This window comes from Streptomyces sp. NPDC046215 (assembly GCF_040646215.1).
GTDB lineage: Bacteria > Actinomycetota > Actinomycetes > Streptomycetales > Streptomycetaceae > Streptomyces > Streptomyces stramineus.
The window spans coordinates 1-15,461 of the sequence record NZ_JBEYZW010000128.1 but is presented as its reverse complement, the minus strand read 5'-3'; the positions used below and the strand labels follow the sequence as shown (position 1 = coordinate 15,461).

Annotated in this window: 15 protein-coding genes; 5 read left to right on the top strand and 10 right to left on the bottom strand. The window is 72.6% G+C overall.

All coding sequences use genetic code 11. From position 1 onward, the window contains the following. Nucleotides 1-65: 65 nt before the first annotated feature. Together ABZ951_RS31965 and ABZ951_RS31960 are read right to left on the bottom strand one after the other, a co-directional pair. Nucleotides 66-1,157, bottom strand: a complete 1,092-nt coding sequence (locus tag ABZ951_RS31965) for a type III polyketide synthase (protein ID WP_344096366.1) — start codon at nt 1,155-1,157, stop codon at nt 66-68. Nucleotides 1,158-1,166: 9 nt separating this feature from the next. Continuing rightward, nucleotides 1,167-2,375: a cytochrome P450 gene (locus ABZ951_RS31960; protein WP_344096369.1), complete on the bottom strand. Its 1,209-nt coding sequence runs from the start codon at nt 2,373-2,375 to the stop codon at nt 1,167-1,169. A gap of 384 nt (nt 2,376-2,759) precedes the next feature. Between ABZ951_RS31960 and ABZ951_RS31955 the strand changes: the two genes are divergently transcribed. The 4 genes from ABZ951_RS31955 to ABZ951_RS31940 are packed head-to-tail and all read left to right on the top strand — an operon-like array spanning nt 2,760 to nt 5,672. Continuing rightward, nucleotides 2,760-2,945: a hypothetical protein gene (locus ABZ951_RS31955; protein WP_344096371.1), complete on the top strand. Its 186-nt coding sequence runs from the start codon at nt 2,760-2,762 to the stop codon at nt 2,943-2,945. Next, on the top strand, nt 2,942-3,691 hold the full coding sequence (locus ABZ951_RS31950) for a hypothetical protein (protein ID WP_344096373.1): 750 nt from the start codon (nt 2,942-2,944) through the stop codon (nt 3,689-3,691). Before ABZ951_RS31955 ends, ABZ951_RS31950 begins: the two co-directional genes overlap by 4 nt. Then, the gene (locus tag ABZ951_RS31945) at nt 3,688-4,605 is read left to right on the top strand and encodes a hypothetical protein (protein WP_344096376.1); all 918 of its coding nucleotides are present in this window, start codon (nt 3,688-3,690) and stop codon (nt 4,603-4,605) included. Before ABZ951_RS31950 ends, ABZ951_RS31945 begins: the two co-directional genes overlap by 4 nt. Next, nucleotides 4,602-5,672: a serine hydrolase domain-containing protein gene (locus ABZ951_RS31940; protein WP_344096378.1), complete on the top strand. Its 1,071-nt coding sequence runs from the start codon at nt 4,602-4,604 to the stop codon at nt 5,670-5,672. The genes ABZ951_RS31945 and ABZ951_RS31940 overlap by 4 nt, the downstream gene beginning before the upstream one ends. Here ABZ951_RS31940 and ABZ951_RS31935 read toward each other — a convergent pair. From ABZ951_RS31935 to ABZ951_RS31915, 5 genes are all read right to left on the bottom strand, one after another. Continuing rightward, on the bottom strand, nt 5,616-6,515 hold the full coding sequence (locus ABZ951_RS31935; protein ID WP_344096381.1) for a LysR family transcriptional regulator: 900 nt from the start codon (nt 6,513-6,515) through the stop codon (nt 5,616-5,618). The genes ABZ951_RS31940 and ABZ951_RS31935 overlap by 57 nt on opposite strands. A 206-nt stretch (nt 6,516-6,721) precedes the next feature. Further along, nucleotides 6,722-8,563, bottom strand: a complete 1,842-nt coding sequence (locus tag ABZ951_RS31930; protein WP_344096383.1) for an ABC transporter ATP-binding protein — start codon at nt 8,561-8,563, stop codon at nt 6,722-6,724. Next, nucleotides 8,560-9,393 carry an ABC transporter permease gene (locus tag ABZ951_RS31925; RefSeq protein ID WP_344096386.1) on the bottom strand — a complete coding sequence of 278 codons (834 nt, stop codon included), beginning with the start codon at nt 9,391-9,393 and terminating at the stop codon, nt 8,560-8,562. The genes ABZ951_RS31930 and ABZ951_RS31925 overlap by 4 nt, the downstream gene beginning before the upstream one ends. Then, nucleotides 9,393-10,334, bottom strand: coding sequence for an ABC transporter permease (locus ABZ951_RS31920; RefSeq protein WP_344096388.1), 942 nt, complete (start codon nt 10,332-10,334; stop codon nt 9,393-9,395). The genes ABZ951_RS31925 and ABZ951_RS31920 overlap by 1 nt, the downstream gene beginning before the upstream one ends. Beyond that, nucleotides 10,331-11,842, bottom strand: a complete 1,512-nt coding sequence (locus ABZ951_RS31915) for an ABC transporter substrate-binding protein (protein WP_344096390.1) — start codon at nt 11,840-11,842, stop codon at nt 10,331-10,333. Before ABZ951_RS31915 ends, ABZ951_RS31920 begins: the two co-directional genes overlap by 4 nt. Nucleotides 11,843-12,060: 218 nt before the next feature. Here ABZ951_RS31915 and ABZ951_RS31910 point away from each other — a divergent pair, with 218 nt between their 5' ends. Further along, on the top strand, nt 12,061-13,071 hold the full coding sequence (locus ABZ951_RS31910; protein WP_344096392.1) for a TauD/TfdA family dioxygenase: 1,011 nt from the start codon (nt 12,061-12,063) through the stop codon (nt 13,069-13,071). Here ABZ951_RS31910 and ABZ951_RS31905 read toward each other — a convergent pair. The 3 genes from ABZ951_RS31905 to ABZ951_RS31895 all read right to left on the bottom strand — a co-directional run bounded on the left by ABZ951_RS31905 (nt 12,998) and on the right by ABZ951_RS31895 (nt 15,222). Continuing rightward, a complete protein-coding gene (locus ABZ951_RS31905) occupies nt 12,998-13,726 on the bottom strand; it encodes a 4'-phosphopantetheinyl transferase superfamily protein (protein ID WP_344096395.1) in 729 nt (242 codons plus the stop codon). The genes ABZ951_RS31910 and ABZ951_RS31905 overlap by 74 nt on opposite strands. Then, a complete protein-coding gene (locus ABZ951_RS31900; protein ID WP_344096397.1) occupies nt 13,723-14,691 on the bottom strand; it encodes a metallophosphoesterase in 969 nt (322 codons plus the stop codon). The genes ABZ951_RS31905 and ABZ951_RS31900 overlap by 4 nt, the downstream gene beginning before the upstream one ends. 111 nt (nt 14,692-14,802) lie before the next feature. Then, nucleotides 14,803-15,222: a hypothetical protein gene (locus tag ABZ951_RS31895; RefSeq protein WP_344096399.1), complete on the bottom strand. Its 420-nt coding sequence runs from the start codon at nt 15,220-15,222 to the stop codon at nt 14,803-14,805. Nucleotides 15,223-15,461: the final 239 nt, after the last annotated feature.

Genomic DNA, 15,461 nt, shown 5'->3' with positions numbered 1-15,461 from the left:
GGCTCGGCGCTCGCGGGTGCGTGGGGGGGCCGGGCGGGCGCCCCCCCCCCCGCGCCTCCCCGCGCTCAGACCGGCAGCTGTGCCGCCAGCGCCGGCTCGCCCTCGCGGTCCGGTGCGTTCCAGGTGCCCAGTGCGATCTCCGCCGTGATGCCCGGACCGAAGCCGGCGATGATGCCCCGGGCGCTGTGGTCGGCCCCGCCGTCCTGGAAGAGCCGCTCCAGGGCGTCGAAGATGACGGCACTGGCGATGTTGCCGCGTTCGGTGAGGGTCGCCCGGCTGTAACGGAAGGTCTCCGGGGCGAGGTTGAGGTACTTGGACAGGTCGTCCAGGATCCTGGGGCCGCCGGCGTGCACGATGTAGAAGTCCAGCCCGGAGACGTCCCAGTCGTGCGGCTCGGCCATGGCCCGCATGGCGGGCGCGAGCATGGCCATGGTGCCGGGCACCCGCTTGTCGAGCATGAAGTGGAAGCCGGTGTCCCGGACCCCGTAGGAGATCCACTCCTCGGTGTCGGGCACGAGGTGCGAGCCGTTCTGCTCCAGCCGCACGCCCGAGCCGCCTTCGCCCCGCACCACGGCGGCCGCGAGGGCGTCCCCGAAGAGGCCGTTGGACAGGAGATTGCCGACGCCGAGATCGGTCGGCTGGTAGAGCAGCGAGCAGAACTCGCAGGCCACGATCAGCACGTTCGACCCGGGGTAGGCGGTGCAGAAGTCATGCGCGCGGTTGAGGGCCGCGCCCCCCGCGGCGCAGCCGAGCTGGGCGATCGGCAACTGCCGGGTGGTGGCCCGGAAGTCCATGGTGTTGATGAGCCAGGCGGTCATCGACGGCATCATGAACCCGGTGCACGACACATAGACGATCATGTCGATGTCGCGGGTGGTGAGCTCCGCGTGGGCCAGCGCCCGCCGGATGACCTCGGGGGTCCGGGCCTTGGCCTCCGCCTCGTAGCGGGCGTTGCGGGCGGTGAACCCGGGGTGTCTGAGGGTGTCCTCGATCGGCTGCACGAGATGCCGGGTCTGGACGCCGGTGTTGCCGATCAGCCGCAGGGCGAGCGGGAGCTGGGGATGGTCGGCGTGCAGGGTGCGCGCGAGATCCAGGGTCTGTTCCCGGGTGATGACGTGCTCGGGAACAGCGATGGCAGGTCTGCACAGAGTTGCCATGTCGGCTCCTTACCAGGCGACCGGCAAGGTGAGGGGATAGCGCCAGATCGAGACGGTGTTCCACTGCACCTCCTCCGCCGGAACGGCCAGCCGCAGTGTGGGAAAACGGGTGAGCAGTGTGCCGATGGAGACCTGGAGGACCATGCGGGCCAGGTGGGATCCCAGGCAGTGGTGGCTGCCGTATCCGAAGGCCATATGGAGAGCGGGGTCCTTGCGCTCGAAATCGAGCTCGTCCGGTCGCTCGTAGGCGAGTTCGTCGCGGTTGGCGGTCAGGTACGACACGTGCACGGTGTCGCCCGCCTTGATCGTCACGCCGTCCATCTCGACGTCCACCAGGGCCACCCGGGGGATGCCGACGCCCTGGCGGAAGGGGATGAACCGCAGCAGCTCCTCGATGGCCTGCGGGAGGAGTTCGGGCCGGGCGCGCAGCCGCGCCAGGTGGTCGGGGTGTGTCAGCAGGGTGTAGATGATGTTGCTGATGTCGTAGGTGGTGGTGTCGTGGCCGGTGACCACCAGGAGCATGGCCAGGACGGCGAGCTCGGCGTCGGTGAGCATCTCGTCGCCGATGCGGGCGGTGGCGAGGGCGCTGATGAGGTCCTCGCCGGGGTCGCGGCGGCGCGCGGCGGTCAGCTCGCCGAAATACGCGCGCAGGCCGGCCTTGGCCTCGGCGGCCGACACCCGGTCGTCGAGGGCCATGGACATCATGGCCATCGCCCAGCGGCGCAGCTGGGGGCGGTCGGGCTCGGGGATCTCCAGGAGCTCGGAGATCGTCATCAGCGGGAGCCGGCCCGCGAGGTGCTCGGCGACATCGGCCGGGGCGCCGTGCTCGGCCATGCCGTCGAGCATTCCGTCCACCGTGCGCTGGGTCCAGGGGCGGAGCTCCTCGACCTGGCGGGTGGTGAACGCCTTGGTGACCAGCCGGCGCACGCGGTTGAGCGCGGGCGGGTCCATGAGGTTGATCGCCTCCGACTGGGCGATGGGGGCCGGGGTGATCCGCGGGAAGTCCTGCCCGACCAGGGCCGCCCGGCTGAACCGGCGGTCCGACGTGACCAGCTGGACGTCCGCGTAGCGGGTCACCAGCCAGCAATCGCCTTTTCCGTACGGCATCTCCACCCGTGCGATCGGGGCCTCGGTCCGCATCCGGGTCATGAACGGATCGGGCTCCAGGGCCTCGTCATGCCGGAACGGACAGGTACGCACGGAGTCCGAAGTGGTCATCGCAGTACTCCCTCTTGCCCAGGGCCCCGCCGATGGCGCGTCAGCCTATTTTCTGACCTTGCCGCGCCGGACGGCGCGCCACACACAAGCATCCGCACTTCACCCGAATGATGGATTTTTCAAGGAATCGCCTATAACATCCTCTACTTTCATATCTTTTGCATCTTCAATTTCCTGGCTTTGCGCTTCTGGCAGCGGCTGTAAGGACCTTCCGCCCCGCTGGCCCCATGGGTCTCCCCCGTATCCGGTCACCCGTCCGGCCTCCCTGAATGGCGTTCAAGCTGCGGAACCCCACTGACCGTCCTAGGCTCGAAAACGGCATCACCATATAAGTGATGACAATTCACGATGCACTCCCCTGTGCAATCCCCGCTAGGAGGCGTGATGCTTGCTCAAGAGACCCTCGGACTCGTCGCGACCCCGACCCAGACCACCGCCCTCGGGGCGCTGATGCTGGAGCCGGAAGCCGTCGTCAGCGACCCACCGCTGCCCGCGCCCGAAGCCGAAGGCGTTCTGCTCGCGCTGCTTCTGCTGTCCCCCAAGGAGCCGAAGGAGCCGAAGGGCAAGTGAGCAGCGCCCGGGCGGACTACGCCGCGGCGGCAGACCACCTGGCATCCCGTGTCCTTGGCGCCCTCCGGGGCGCCGGGGGCACGGTTGCGCTCGTCGCCCGGCACGTCGACAGCGCCCCCGACCCGCTGGCGGCCCTCGCCGCCGTCCGGGTGCTCGGGGCGGACACCTTCACCCCGCGCGTCCTGATCGGCGCCCCCTTCCACGCCGAGGACGCGGCCGCCGTGGCCCGGTCCTTCGACGCCTTCCCGGCGGCGCGCACCGGCACCCTGGACCGCACGGACGAGCGCACCGTCGCCTGGCGCGACTGGGCGACCGCGCAGCTCCTGGCCCGCTACGGCGGGCAGCACGCCCCCGGCGTGCACGCCGCGCAGCCCGAGGGCGACGGCGCCCTCACCGACACCGCCGACTGGCAGCGCTGGTCCGTGCGCATGGCCCAGCTCGCCACGCTCGCCACCCCCGGCCTCGACGGCCCGGTGCACGAGGCGGCCCGCGGCGCGGCGGTGCCGCTCGGCCGGGGCGTCGCCCGGTCGATCCTGCGCCGCGACTTCCCCACGGCCGTCCGGCTGATCCGCTGGCTGGCGTGGCTGCGCCACGAGGGCGTCGCCCTGCCGCTGGACCCGGGGCCGGCCGCGGAACACGTGCGGGTGCTCGGCGGCGAGAGCCCCCGCACCGCCCTGGACCTGGCCGTCACACGGCACCTGCTGCAAGGGGAGCTCCCCCGGGAATCGGAGGCGGTACGGACATGACGGTTCCCGAGCCCGTGGCCCTGGCGGCCCGGAGCATGGCCGACCGGGCCCTGTCGTGGCTGCACGCGAACCGCTCCCACGGCGCCCTCCCGGAGGGCACCACGGAGACGATCGCCGACCCCGACAGCGTCTACAAACCCCTGGGCGAGACGACCCTTGCGGCGTCGATCCTGCTGCGGGACGGCGTGGCCGGGCCGGGCCAACTCGTCGCCGCGCAGAGCCTGATGGACTTCACCTGGTCGCAGCTGCGCGAGGGCGACATGCTCTACGAGCGGCAGTTGCGGCACACGCTGATGACCGACCCGCTGGAGATGTACGCGCCGTTCGTGCGCTGCGGGTACCGCCACGCGGAGCTGGACCGGCTGCTGGCCCACCGCGCCGGACTGCGTTCGGTCCACAGCGTCGAGCTGCTGCCCAACCGCCGCCTCGCCGTCGCCAATGCCGCCCGGGTCGTCGGCCTCGACCAGGACGACGACTGGGCCGCACTGGCCCGGGCCACCTGGCTCGGCGCCACGCCCGAGCCCTGGGCGATCAACTGGATCACCGCCTACATGATGACCCACACGGTCTTCCACCTCACCGACTGGGGCGCCCGCCCCGAGGGCCTGCCGCCCGACCTCGCCGCGTACGTGCGCACCTGGCTGCCGGTGTGGATCGACATCTGGCGCGAGGTCGAGCAGTGGGACCTGGTGACGGAACTCCTCATCATCGGCGCCTCCCTGGAGAACCCGTACTGCGACCCGGCCGACTGGCAGGCCATCGCGGACCTCCAGGACGAGGACGGCTTCATCCCCTGCGACGGCGACCCCGTCGGCGACGACCCGGCGCAGCGGTTCAAGGTCCACCAGCACACCGTCGTCGTCACCGCCGTCGCGGGCTCCGTCGCGCTGGCCCGCGCGGCGCGCGCGCGGTGAAAGGGGCGCCCCTGGCCGAGTGCCTGCTCCCGCTGCTCGGCACCGCCAGGGGTGCCGACGCCGTGGCCGTCGCGGCCGTGCGCGGCGGGGACCGCGTGGTGCTGTGCGGGGGCGCGTGCGCGGCGGACACCCGCTTCGAGACCGGCTCGCTCACCAAGACCTTCACGGCGCTGCTCCTCGCCGAGCTCGTCGCCCGCCGGGAGGTCCGCTACCACGATCCCGTGGCCCGCTACCTGCCGCGCGCGCTGCCCGGCGGCCCCCCGGTCACTCTGCTGCACCTGGCCACCCACACCTCCGGGCTGCCCCGGCAGCCCCCGGGGCTGCTCACGGGCTCCGCGCGGCACAGCTGGTTCGGCAACCCCTACGCTGCGTACTCCCCCGCCGACCTGATGGCCGCGCTCCCCCGCACCCGGCTGCACCACCGGCCCGGCACCCGGGTGCGGTACTCCAACTTCGGGGTGGGGCTGCTCGGTCACGCGCTGGCGCGGGCGGCGGGCGGCTCGTACCCGGAGCTGCTGGCCGAGCGGGTCCTGCGGCCGCTCGGGCTCGCCGACACCGACTGCGACCCGGGCCGCCCGCAGGCCCCGGGCCACTGGCACGGGCGGCCCCGCCCGCCCTGGCTCATCCCCGCGCTGCCGGCCGCCGGAGCCCTGCGCTCCAGCGGGCGGGACATGCTCACGCTGCTCACGGCGCTGCTCGCCCCGGAGCGGGCCGGCCCCGCCAGTCTGCGGGCCGCGCTCACCGATGTGCAGCGGCCGCGGCTGTCCCTGCCCCGGAGCGAGAACCGCCTCTGTCTCGTCTGGAACCTCCGCCCCCGGCAGGGCCGCCCGCTGCTCCACCACTCCGGCGGCACCCGGGGCTTCACCGCCTTCGCGGGCTTCCTCCCGGACTCCGGCACCGCGCTGGCCGCCTTCGCCAACGCGGCCCCGACGCCGCTGGCCCCGTTCGTCCAGGCGGCGTACGGGACACTGTGCGCGCTGGACGGGCGCCCGCCGGGCCGCGCGGGTTTATCAGCCGCGTCCGACGTGCCGGGTGACGGTGTCCGCGAAGCCGCGGGCGGCGGGTGAGAGGGCCGACCACTGCCGGGCGGCCCAGCCCACCTCCAGGGAGGGGATGCCGGTGACGGGAATCAGCCGGACGCTGTCGCCGGACTGGCCGACGAGCCCGGGCGCGGCGGGGATGAGCGCGTGCCCCAGGCCCATCTCGGCGAGGAGCAGCGCGGTGTCCCAGTCGGTGGCGCGGGTGGTGGTGGCGCGCGGGGGCAGGCCGTGGGCGCCGAGGTAGTGCTCCACCTGGCGGCCGGAGCTGGTGCCGGCGGGCGGCCGGATGAGGCGGGTGCGGGCCAGGTCGTCCGCGAGGAGCGCGCTCTCCCCGGCGAGGGGGTCGTCGGAGCGCACGGCGAGAACCCATTCGAGGCTGACGACCGGACGCTGCTCGATGCCCTGGGCGTCGGCCTCCCCGGCAATGGTCACCCAGGCGAGGTCGACGGCGCCGGACCGCAGGACGTCGATGCAGCGGTGGCTGGAGCGTTCGGTGTGGAACTCCAGGCCCACCTCGGGGAACGCGGCGCAGAACTCTTTGATGGCGGCGCCCATGAAGTTGCGGATGGTGGTGGCGCCGGTGGCGATGACGACGCCGCCGCCGTGCCCGGTGCGCAGCTCCTCCAGCAGCCGCAGGCCCTCGCCGAGGGCGGTGAGCCCGTCGGAGGCGGCGCGCTGGAGGATCCGGCCGGCCCCGGTGGGGGCCACACCGCGGGGCTGACGCTCCATGAGGGTGAGGCCGATCTCCTTTTCGAGACGCCGGACGTGCTGGCTCACCGCCGACTGGCTGCAGTTCATCTCGCGGGCCACGGCGCTGAGGTTGCGGGCCTCGCAGACCAGGACGAACACCTTCAGGTCATCTAGCGTCACCCGCTCACGGTACAAGCCTTTCCTTGGGCAGTTCGAGTCAAGTCTCAGGATTGACTTGGTTGGTGGGGATCGGGATGATCGGTGGGAACCGGCGGCAACCTGTCCGCGGCCTCACTCAGCACCAGCACACCGGGGACTGCGCATGCACGGCCCCCGGAGCGCCGTCGCCTCGGACGGGTGCCGACCAGTTCCGGCCTGATCGGGCGCTAATGACCCCGGCCGTCCTCCAACAGCGCCTCCGCGCCCGTCGGTTCGGCCGTCGCGGCCTGCCGCCCGGTGGCCCCGGCCAGTGCCTCGCCCAGCACGGGGACGGCCTGGAGCAGTTGTTCCGTGTAGGGGTGGCGAGGGGAATTCCAGACGGTTTCCACCGGGCCGCTCTCCACGACCTTTCCGTTCTGCATGACGATGACGGTGTCGCACAGGTAGCGGATGACGCCGAGGTCGTGGGAGACGACGCACAGCCCCATGTCCCCGCCGGCCGTCACCCCGCGCAGGACGTCGAGGATCTGGGCGCGCACCGAGACGTCCAGGGCGCTGACCGGTTCGTCGGCGAGGAGGACGGCGGGGCGGGGGGCCAGGGCGCGGGCGATGGCGATGCGCTGGCGCTGGCCGCCGGAGAACTGGTGCGGGTAGCGGTCCGCGGCCTGCGCGGGCAGGCCGACGGAGGCGAGCAGCTCGGCCACCCGCTCGGCCGCCGCCGGGGAGCGCCGGCCGGGCAGCGGTTCGGCGACGATGTCGCGGACGCGCATCCGGGGGTCGAGGGAGCCCATGGGGTCCTGGAAGACGACCTGGAGGCCCCCGCTCCCGGCGCGCTCCACGCTGCCGCCGGTGGGCCGGTCCAGCCCGGCGAGGAGCCGCAGGAGCGTGGTCTTGCCCGAGCCGGACTCGCCGACGACACCCAGGCGCTGCCCGGCGCGCAGCTCCAGGTCCATTTCCTCCAGGGCGGTGAAGTGGGCGCGGGCGGCGAAGGGGTGGCGGCGCGGGCGGGTGTAGCGGCGGGTCAGGCGGCGGGCGGCGAGCAGCGGTGGGCCGTCCCCGGCCGGAGACGCCTCAGCCGGGGGTGCCTCAGCCGGGGCCGGCACGGCTGTCACGGGGGCCGCGGCCGTCCTGGGGTGCCAGCAGGCGACGGTGGTGCCGGGGCCGGCCGCGACGGCCGGCGGTACCTGCGCGCACGCGTCGTCCGCGTGGGCGCAGCGGTCGCGGAAGACGCAGCCGGCGGGCAGGTCGGCGGGCGCGGGCACCGTGCCGGCAATGGCCCGGGGGTGGGAGCCGGGCGAGAGGTCGCAGGCGGCGAGGAGGGCCTCGGTGTAGGGGTGGGAGGGGGAGCCCAGCACCTGCTCGACGGGGCCGCTCTCCACGATCCGCCCGCCGTACATGACGAGCACCCGGTGGCAGACGGAGGCGACGAGGGCCAGGTCGTGGCTGATGTAGAGGACGGCGGTGTCCCGCTCGTCGGAGAGGCCGGTGATCAGCTCGACGATGTCCTTCTGGACGGTGACGTCCAGGGCGGTGGTCGGCTCGTCGCAGATGAGCAGGGCGGGGTCGTTGGCGAGGGCCATGCCGAGGACGCCGCGCTGGCGCTGGCCGCCGGAGAGCTGGTGGGGGTAGGCGCGGGCGGCGCGCTCGGGGTCGGGCAGCCGCAGCCGTTCGAGGAGGCCGACGGCGGCGTCGCGGGCGGCGGCGCGGGTGGGCCGGGTGCCGTGCAGGCGCAGCGTCTCGGCGACCTGGGGCCCGACGCGCATGACGGGGTTGAGGGCGGTCATCGGCTCCTGGAAGACCATGCCGGCGATTCGCCCGCGGACCGTCGACAGCTCGCGGTCGCCGGCGCCGAGGAGGTCGAACGGCACCCCGTCGAGGCGGGCGCCGCCCCCGGCCCGGAGCCCTTCGTCGAGGAGGCCGAGGAGGGCGAGGGCGGTGAGGGTCTTGCCGGATCCGGACTCGCCGATGACGCCGACGCGCTCGCCCCGCTCGACGGCGAAGCTCACGCCGCGGACCAGAGGCACGGGGCCCGCGTGCACGGTCAGGTCGCTGACCTGAAGGAGCGTCATCGGACTCCTTCGAGGGTGGGGTCGAAGCGGTCCCGCAGGCCGTCGCCGAAGAGGTTGAGGCCGAGGACGGCGGCGGCGATGGCGAGGCCGGGCCACAGGCACAGCTCGGGCCGGGAGAACAGCAGCTCCTGGGAGTCCAGCAGCATCCGCCCCCAGGAGGGGGTGGGCGGCGGGGTGCCCAGGCCCAGGTAGGACAGGGCGGCCTCGGCGAGGACGGCGGTGGCGAAGGCGACGGACACCTGGACGATGACGACGTCCCGGATGTTGGGCAGGACGTGCCGCAGGGCGATGGCCGCGCGGGTGCGGCCGGCCAGGCGGGCGGCGTCGATGTACTCGGCGGCCATGACGCGCAGGGTCGCCGCCCGGCCGACCCGGGCGAAGCCGGGGGCCGAGGCGATGCCGATGGCGATCATCGCGGTGAGGGTGTTGGTGCCGTAGACGGCCGCCAGCATGATGGCGAGCAGCAGGGCGGGGAAGGCCAGCAGGAAGTCGCTGACCCGCATGAGCAGGCCGCTGAGCGCCCCGCGGGACATGCCGGCGGCGATGCCCATCGGCACCCCGAGGGCCACCGCGAAGCCGACGGCGACGACGCCGACGAAGACGGTGGTGCGGGCGCCGGTCATCAGCCGGCTGGCCACGTCCCGGCCGAACTGGTCGGTGCCCAGCAGGTGGCCGCCACCGGGGGCGAGGAGCCGCTGGGCGGCGTCGACGCGCGTGGGGTCGTAGGGCGTCCACACCAGGGACACCAGGGCCATGAGGAGGACGAGGGCGACCAGGAGGCCCCCGGCCGTGAGGGTCGGGCGGCGAAGGAGGCGCGCCGTCGGTTTCATCAGCGGCTCCGCAGCCGGGGGTCGAGCAGGTGGTACATCAGGTCGGTCAGGACGTTCACGACGAGGACCGCCACGACGAGGACGATGACGACGCCCTGGACGAGCAGCAGGTCCCGGTCGGCGACGGCCTGGAGCAGGAGGTCGCCGAGGCCGGGGATGACGAAGACCCGCTCGACGACGACGGCGCCGACCAGGAGGGTGCTCAGCTGGAGGCCGAGGACGGTCAGGACGGGCACGGCCGCGTTGGGCAGGCCGTGGCGCCACAGGGCGGAGCGGCGGGTGCGGCCCTTGGCGCGGGCGGTGCGCAGGAAGTCCTGGTGGAGCACGGTCAGGACGGCGGAGCGCACGTAGCGGGTGAGGACGGCGCCCTGGACCAGGCCGAGGGACAGGCAGGGCAGGACCAGCTGCCGGGCCCACTCGCCGGGATCCTCGGCGAGCGGGGTGTAGCCGCCGGCGGGCAGGGCGCCGGCGCGGACGGCGAAGACGTAGACGAGCAGGATCCCGGCGAGGAAGGCCGGGATCGCGATGCCGGCCTGGCTGAGGCCGGAGAGGAACGCACCGGCGGGCGAGCGGTGCCAGGCGGCGGCGAGGACCCCGGCGGGCAGGGCGAACAGCAGGGCCACGAGCATGCCGCCGGCGGCGAGCCAGCAGGTGACGCCGAGGCGGTCGGCGATGCGGGGGCCGATGAGGTCGTGGGTGACGTAGGAGGTGCCGAAGTCGCCGTGGAGCAGGCCCTGCGCCCAGTCGGCGTACTGGGCGGCGAGGGTCCGGTCGGTGCCGAACTCGTGGCGCAGGGCGGCCACGGCGTCCGGGGTGGCGTTGGTGCCGAGGGCGACCTCGGCGGGGTCGCCGGGCAGGACGTTGAGGAACGCGAAGACCACGAAGCTCGCGACGACGGCGCTGATCAGCAGGGCCGCGAGCTTGCGCAGCAGCAGGGTCACTTCTCGGCCCAGCGGACGTTCGCGAGCTCCAGGCCCTCGCCGACCTGGTTGACGGGCAGGCCGGTGACGTTCTTGTCGGCGACCATGAGGTTGGGCATCAGGTAGAGCCAGTCGGCGGCGGCGTCGTCGGAGAGCAGCCGGGTCGCCTCGCGGTAGCGGGCGGCCTCGTCCTCGGGCTTGCCCGCGTCGGCTTCCTGGAGGAGCTTGCCGTAGGCGGGGCTGTCGTAGTGGAAGTAGTAGCTGCTGTCGGCGAAGGTCCACAGGTCGCGCGGCTCGTTGTGGGCGATGATCGACATGTCGTAGTCGGCCTTGGTGAAGACCTCCGACAGCCAGCGCGCGGGGAACTCCAGGGTCTCGATCTCCACCTTCAGGCCGACCTGGTCGAGCTGGGACTTCACCACCTGGGCGGCGGAGACGGCGTAGGGCATGTTGGGCACGCGCAGCCGCAGCGTCTTCCCCTCGGCCCCGGCGTCCTTCAGGAGCTGCCGGGCCTTGGCGGGGTCGTGCGGGTAGCGGCCCGTGAGGTCCTCGTACCAGGGGTCGGTGGGGGTGGCCATGGTGCCGATGAGCTTGCCGTGGCCGGAGCGGGCGGTGTCGACGAGCGCCTTGTGGTCGATGGCGTGCCGGACGGCCTGGCGGACCCGCTTGTCCTTGAACGGGTCGCGGGTGTTGTTCATCGACAGCACGACCTCGCCGGTGGAGGTGCCCTCGATCGTCCGGAAACGGTTCTTGTCGGCGAAGCGGGAGAGCGACTCGGGGGCCTGGACGGTGCCGAGGACGTCGATGCCCTTGGTGAGGAGGGCGTTGTTCATCGCGCCGGCGTCCTTGAAGTACTTCAGGGTCACCCGGCGGAGCTCGGGCTTGGTGCCCCAGTAGTCGGCGTTGCTCTTGAGGACGATGCGGTCGCCGCGGCGGCGGCTCTCCAGCGCGAACGGGCCGGTGCCGACGGGGTGGTTGGCCAGGTCCTTGACGCCGGTGCGGCTGAACATCGCGCCGACGCGCGTCGTCATCGAGAAGAGCCAGCCGTTGCTGGGCCTGCTCAGGGTGACCTTGACGGTGCGGTCGTCGACCTTCTCGGCCTTCTCGACCACGTCCATCTGCTTCTTGATCTTCAACTTCCAGTCGGACTTCACCCGGTTGACGGAGAAGACCGCGTCGTCCGCGGTGAACTCCGCGCCGCTGGTGAATTTCACACCCTTGCGGAGGTGGAAGGTGTAGGTGCGGCCGTCGTCGGAGCGGTCGTAGCGCTCGGCCAGGTGGGGCCGGATCTTTCCCTGCTGGTCGAGGCGGACCAGACCCTCGTAGACGCTGCCCAGCATGGCCTGCGGGATGGCGGCGCCGTCGGTGGTGGTGAAGTCGAGGCCGGCCGGCTCGGCGATGAGGCCGACGGAAAGAGTGTCACCGGAGCCGGACGCGGATGAACCGCCTCCGGAACCGCAACCGGCCAGCGTGCCGCCCAGCAGGGCACAGCCGGCGACAAGAGCGGACATTCTCGTTGACCTGGTCACGCGGTCACGCTAACCAGGTGTGCGAGCCATGCACCATGAAGTAACCGGGAAGGTGATCGAGTTCACGCCACGGGTTCATGTCAATTGACCGCGGCTCACGTTCGATTCATGATCGGTGTGTCGCACATCTTCCCGTACGCTCCGCGGCACATGGCACGTGGCCCGGCCGACCTCCGCACACGCGCCGAGCCGCTCCCGCGAGCCAGAGTGGAGTACGCATGCCCGCGCCATCCGCCGACACCATCCTCACCGAGCCCGTCACCGGCCCCAGCGCCTGGCGGGCCGCCGACTTCTCCGACGAGGGCGACTGGGTCACGGCCCTCACCCCGGCCGAAGTGGCGGAGCTGGACGCCGCCCTGGCCACGGCCCGGGGCCGCGGCCTGCCCCTGGAGTCCCTGACCGTCGAGGACTTCCCGCTGCCGACGCTCGCCAAGACGCTCGAAGCAACGGTTCAGGAGCTGGAGTTCGGGCGCGGCTTCAGCGTGCTGCGCGGCCTGCCCGTCGAGCGCTGGCCGCTGGAGGACGCCCGCCTCGCCTACTGGGGAATCGGCCTCCATCTGGGCACCCCGGTGTCGCAGAACGCCGCCGGCGAGCTCATCGCCCACGTCCGCGACTACGGGCAGGGCGGCGTGGAGAACCCCACCACCCGCGCCTACCGCACGCGGAGCGCCCTGCCGTTCCACACCGACAGCTCCGACATCGTGGGCCTGCTCTGCCTGCGCAGCGCGGGCCGGGGCGGGGTCAGCACCCTGGCCAGCTCGATGAGCGTCCACAACCATCTGCTCGCCCACCACCGGGAACTGCTCGGCCTGTACTACCGGGGTTTCGTCTACGACCGGCGTACGGAAGAGGGCTCACAGGAACTCCCCTATTACCGCAACGCGGTGTACGGCTATTTCGACGGCCTGTTGAGCTGCCGGTTCTATATGACGCACTACATCGACTCGGCGGTGGAGAAGACCGGAATTCCGCTGAGCGGTATCGAGAAGCACGCGCTGCGAGCGTTCCAGGACATCGCGGCGATGGACGAGTACCGCGTCGACATGACGCTGCGCCCCGGCGATCTCCAGCTCCTCAACAACAATGTGGTGATCCACGGCCGTTCGGCCTTCGAGGACGTCCCGGGGCGGCAGCGCGATCTGCTGCGGCTGTGGCTCAATACGCGGTTCGCGCGGCGGATTCCCGAGGGCTTCGCACGGTTCCGTCATGGGATGCCGGTGACGCGCTGAGGGCTATCGCCGTGACGACGAGCCCCTCGGCGGCCAGCCAGCGGCCGGTGAAGCCGTCCAGGCGCCGGCCGCCGGCCACCGGGCCGGGCACCAGGAGGCGGGCGGAGAAGGTGCCCGCGTCCGCGTCGACCTCCAGCTCGGCCTCCTCGAAGCCCAGTTCCTGCCCGGTGAGCGGGTACCAGGTCTTGAAGACGCTCTCCTTGGCGCTGAACAGCAGCCGGTCCCAGGACACCCCGGGGCGGCTCGCGGACAGGGCACGGATCCACTCCCGCTCGGCCGGCAGGGAGACGGCGTCCAGGACGCCCTCGGGCAGCGGCCCGTTCGGCTCGGCGTCGATGCCGAGCGAGAGGGTGTCCCCGGCCGGGGCGACGGCGGCCGCGCGGTAGCCGTCGCAGTGGGTCATGCTGCCCACGACGCCGCCCGGCCACTGGGGCGCGCCGCGCCGGTTGGGCAGCAGGGGCGCGGGCCCGTACCCCAGCCGGTCCAGGGCCTTGCGCGCGCAGATCCGTACGGAGGTGAACTCGCGGCGCCGCTTGGCCACGGCCTTGGCGACGACCGCCTCCTCCTCGGGGAACAGGGGGCTCGGCGCGCCCTCGGGGAGGTCGGTGAAGGTCTCCTCCGCGACGGTCCCGGCGGGCAGGATCTGCTCTATCACCGTGCTGCTCCTCGGTCTGCTGTGCGCGCGTTCGCTGTACTGCTCGAAACTGGGCTGCTCGAAGGTGTGCTGCTCGAAGCGGGGCTGTTTATAGCCGTGCTGTTCGCAGGGGTTGCGTGGGGTGCGCTCTCCCCGGCCGGGCGGGGCAGGATCTGCCGGAGCGGCTCGCGGGGCGGCCGGGGCCGCCACTCGCGGGGGTAGCCGACGGACACCTCCTCGAAGCGCACCCCGTCGTGCCAGGTGACCCGGGGGATGTGCAGGTGGCCGTAGACCGCGGCGGCGGCGCGGAAGCGCACGTGCCAGTCGGCGGTCAGCTCGGTGCCGCACCACTGGGCGAAGTCGGGGTAGCGCAGGATCCTCGTGGGCTCGCGGACCAGCGGGAAGTGGTTGACGAGGACGGTGCGGTGGGCGGGGTCGACGGCGGCGAGGCGGGCCTCGGTGAGCGCCACCCGGGCGCGGCACCAGGCGTCGCGGCTCGGGTAGGGGTCGGGGTGCAGGAAGTGCTCGTCGGTGCAGACCACTCCGCTGTCATAGGCCCGGCGCAGCGACTCCTCCTTCGTGTGCGCGCCCGGCACCCGGAACGAGTAGTCGTAGAGGACGAACAGGGGCGCCACGGCCACCGGGCCGCCCTCGCCCTCCCAGAGGGGGTAGGGATCCTCGGGGGTGGCGATGCCCAAGTCGCGGCAGAGCTCGACGAGGTGCAGGTAGCGGGCCTCGCCGCGCAGGTTCACGGGGTCCTGGGGGTGGGTCCACAGTTCGTGGTTGCCGGGAGCCCAGATCACCTTCGCGAAGCGGTCGCTGAGCAGCCGCAGGGCCCAGGCGATGTCCGCGTACTGCTCGGCGACGTCACCGGCGACGATCAGCCAGTCCTCGTCGGATTCCGGCCGCAGCGCTTCGACGAGGGTGCGGTTGTCCTCGTACACGACGTGCAGGTCACTGACAGCGAGCAGCTTGCCTTGGGCCACGGTGGCGTCCTCCCCGAGGCGTTCAACGTAATACGTGCGCTCGTGCGAAGGAAACCCCTACTTTCGCGGATAGGGGTGGAGTTCGTCCGGCTCAGGGTGCGGGTGCGGCGGTCAGCGCGCGCACTTGGTGCCTTCCTTGCAGAGGGTGACCCAGGGGCCGTCGGTGACGTTGTTCGCCCAGGAGTCGGCCTTGATGTCGATGGTTCCGGGCCCGCACTGCTTGGCCGAGTGGGAGCCGACCTCGACCTCGCGCAGGCCGCCGGGCTTGGAGAGCGTCCAGACCTTCATCCCGAGCCGGGCGGTATAGCACGCCTTCGGGTCGGTGTCGGTGACGGTCAACGTGCCGGTGGCCGCGTAGGCGTTGCCCTCGTCGCCGCGGGTGATCGTGCCGCTGCCGTGGGCGCCGCTGACGGTCTTGCTCCAGCTCTTGCTCGTCCAGTCACCGGGGGCGGCGGTGGCGGCGGTGGTCCCGGCGGCCAGGAGGAGGGCCGTGCCCGCGGCGGCAGCGGCGGTGACCATGAGCTTGGGCATGTCGTTTCTCCCGTTCGACGGCTTCACGTGCGGGGACGCTACGCGGGGCATGTATCTCTGTGTTATCGGCGGCCGTTCGCCTGGTCGGCGGGTGGTGGGGTGCACCACCGCTGCGCGGCGGTGTCCTCAATCTCCCCCAGCTACCGCTGGGCGGTGCCCCCGGACGGGCTGGTAGTGGCTGAGCTCAGCCACATCAGCCCGTCCGGCGTTTGAGGACGCGCCCGCAGGGCGCTCGCCGC

Bases quoted from the DNA above. Each gene is read 5' to 3' on its own strand.
- ABZ951_RS31925 (WP_344096386.1), bottom strand. From the start codon at position 9,393: ATGAAACCGACGGCGCGCCTCCTTCGCCGCCCGACCCTCACGGCCGGG.
- ABZ951_RS31895 (WP_344096399.1), bottom strand. From the start codon at position 15,222: ATGCCCAAGCTCATGGTCACCGCCGCTGCCGCCGCGGGCACGGCCCTC.
- ABZ951_RS31955 (WP_344096371.1), top strand. From the start codon at position 2,760: ATGCTTGCTCAAGAGACCCTCGGACTCGTCGCGACCCCGACCCAGACC.
- ABZ951_RS31910 (WP_344096392.1), top strand. From the start codon at position 12,061: ATGCCCGCGCCATCCGCCGACACCATCCTCACCGAGCCCGTCACCGGC.
- ABZ951_RS31930 (WP_344096383.1), bottom strand. From the start codon at position 8,563: ATGACGCTCCTTCAGGTCAGCGACCTGACCGTGCACGCGGGCCCCGTG.
- ABZ951_RS31945 (WP_344096376.1), top strand. From the start codon at position 3,688: ATGACGGTTCCCGAGCCCGTGGCCCTGGCGGCCCGGAGCATGGCCGAC.
- ABZ951_RS31965 (WP_344096366.1), bottom strand. From the start codon at position 1,157: ATGGCAACTCTGTGCAGACCTGCCATCGCTGTTCCCGAGCACGTCATC.
- ABZ951_RS31960 (WP_344096369.1), bottom strand. From the start codon at position 2,375: ATGACCACTTCGGACTCCGTGCGTACCTGTCCGTTCCGGCATGACGAG.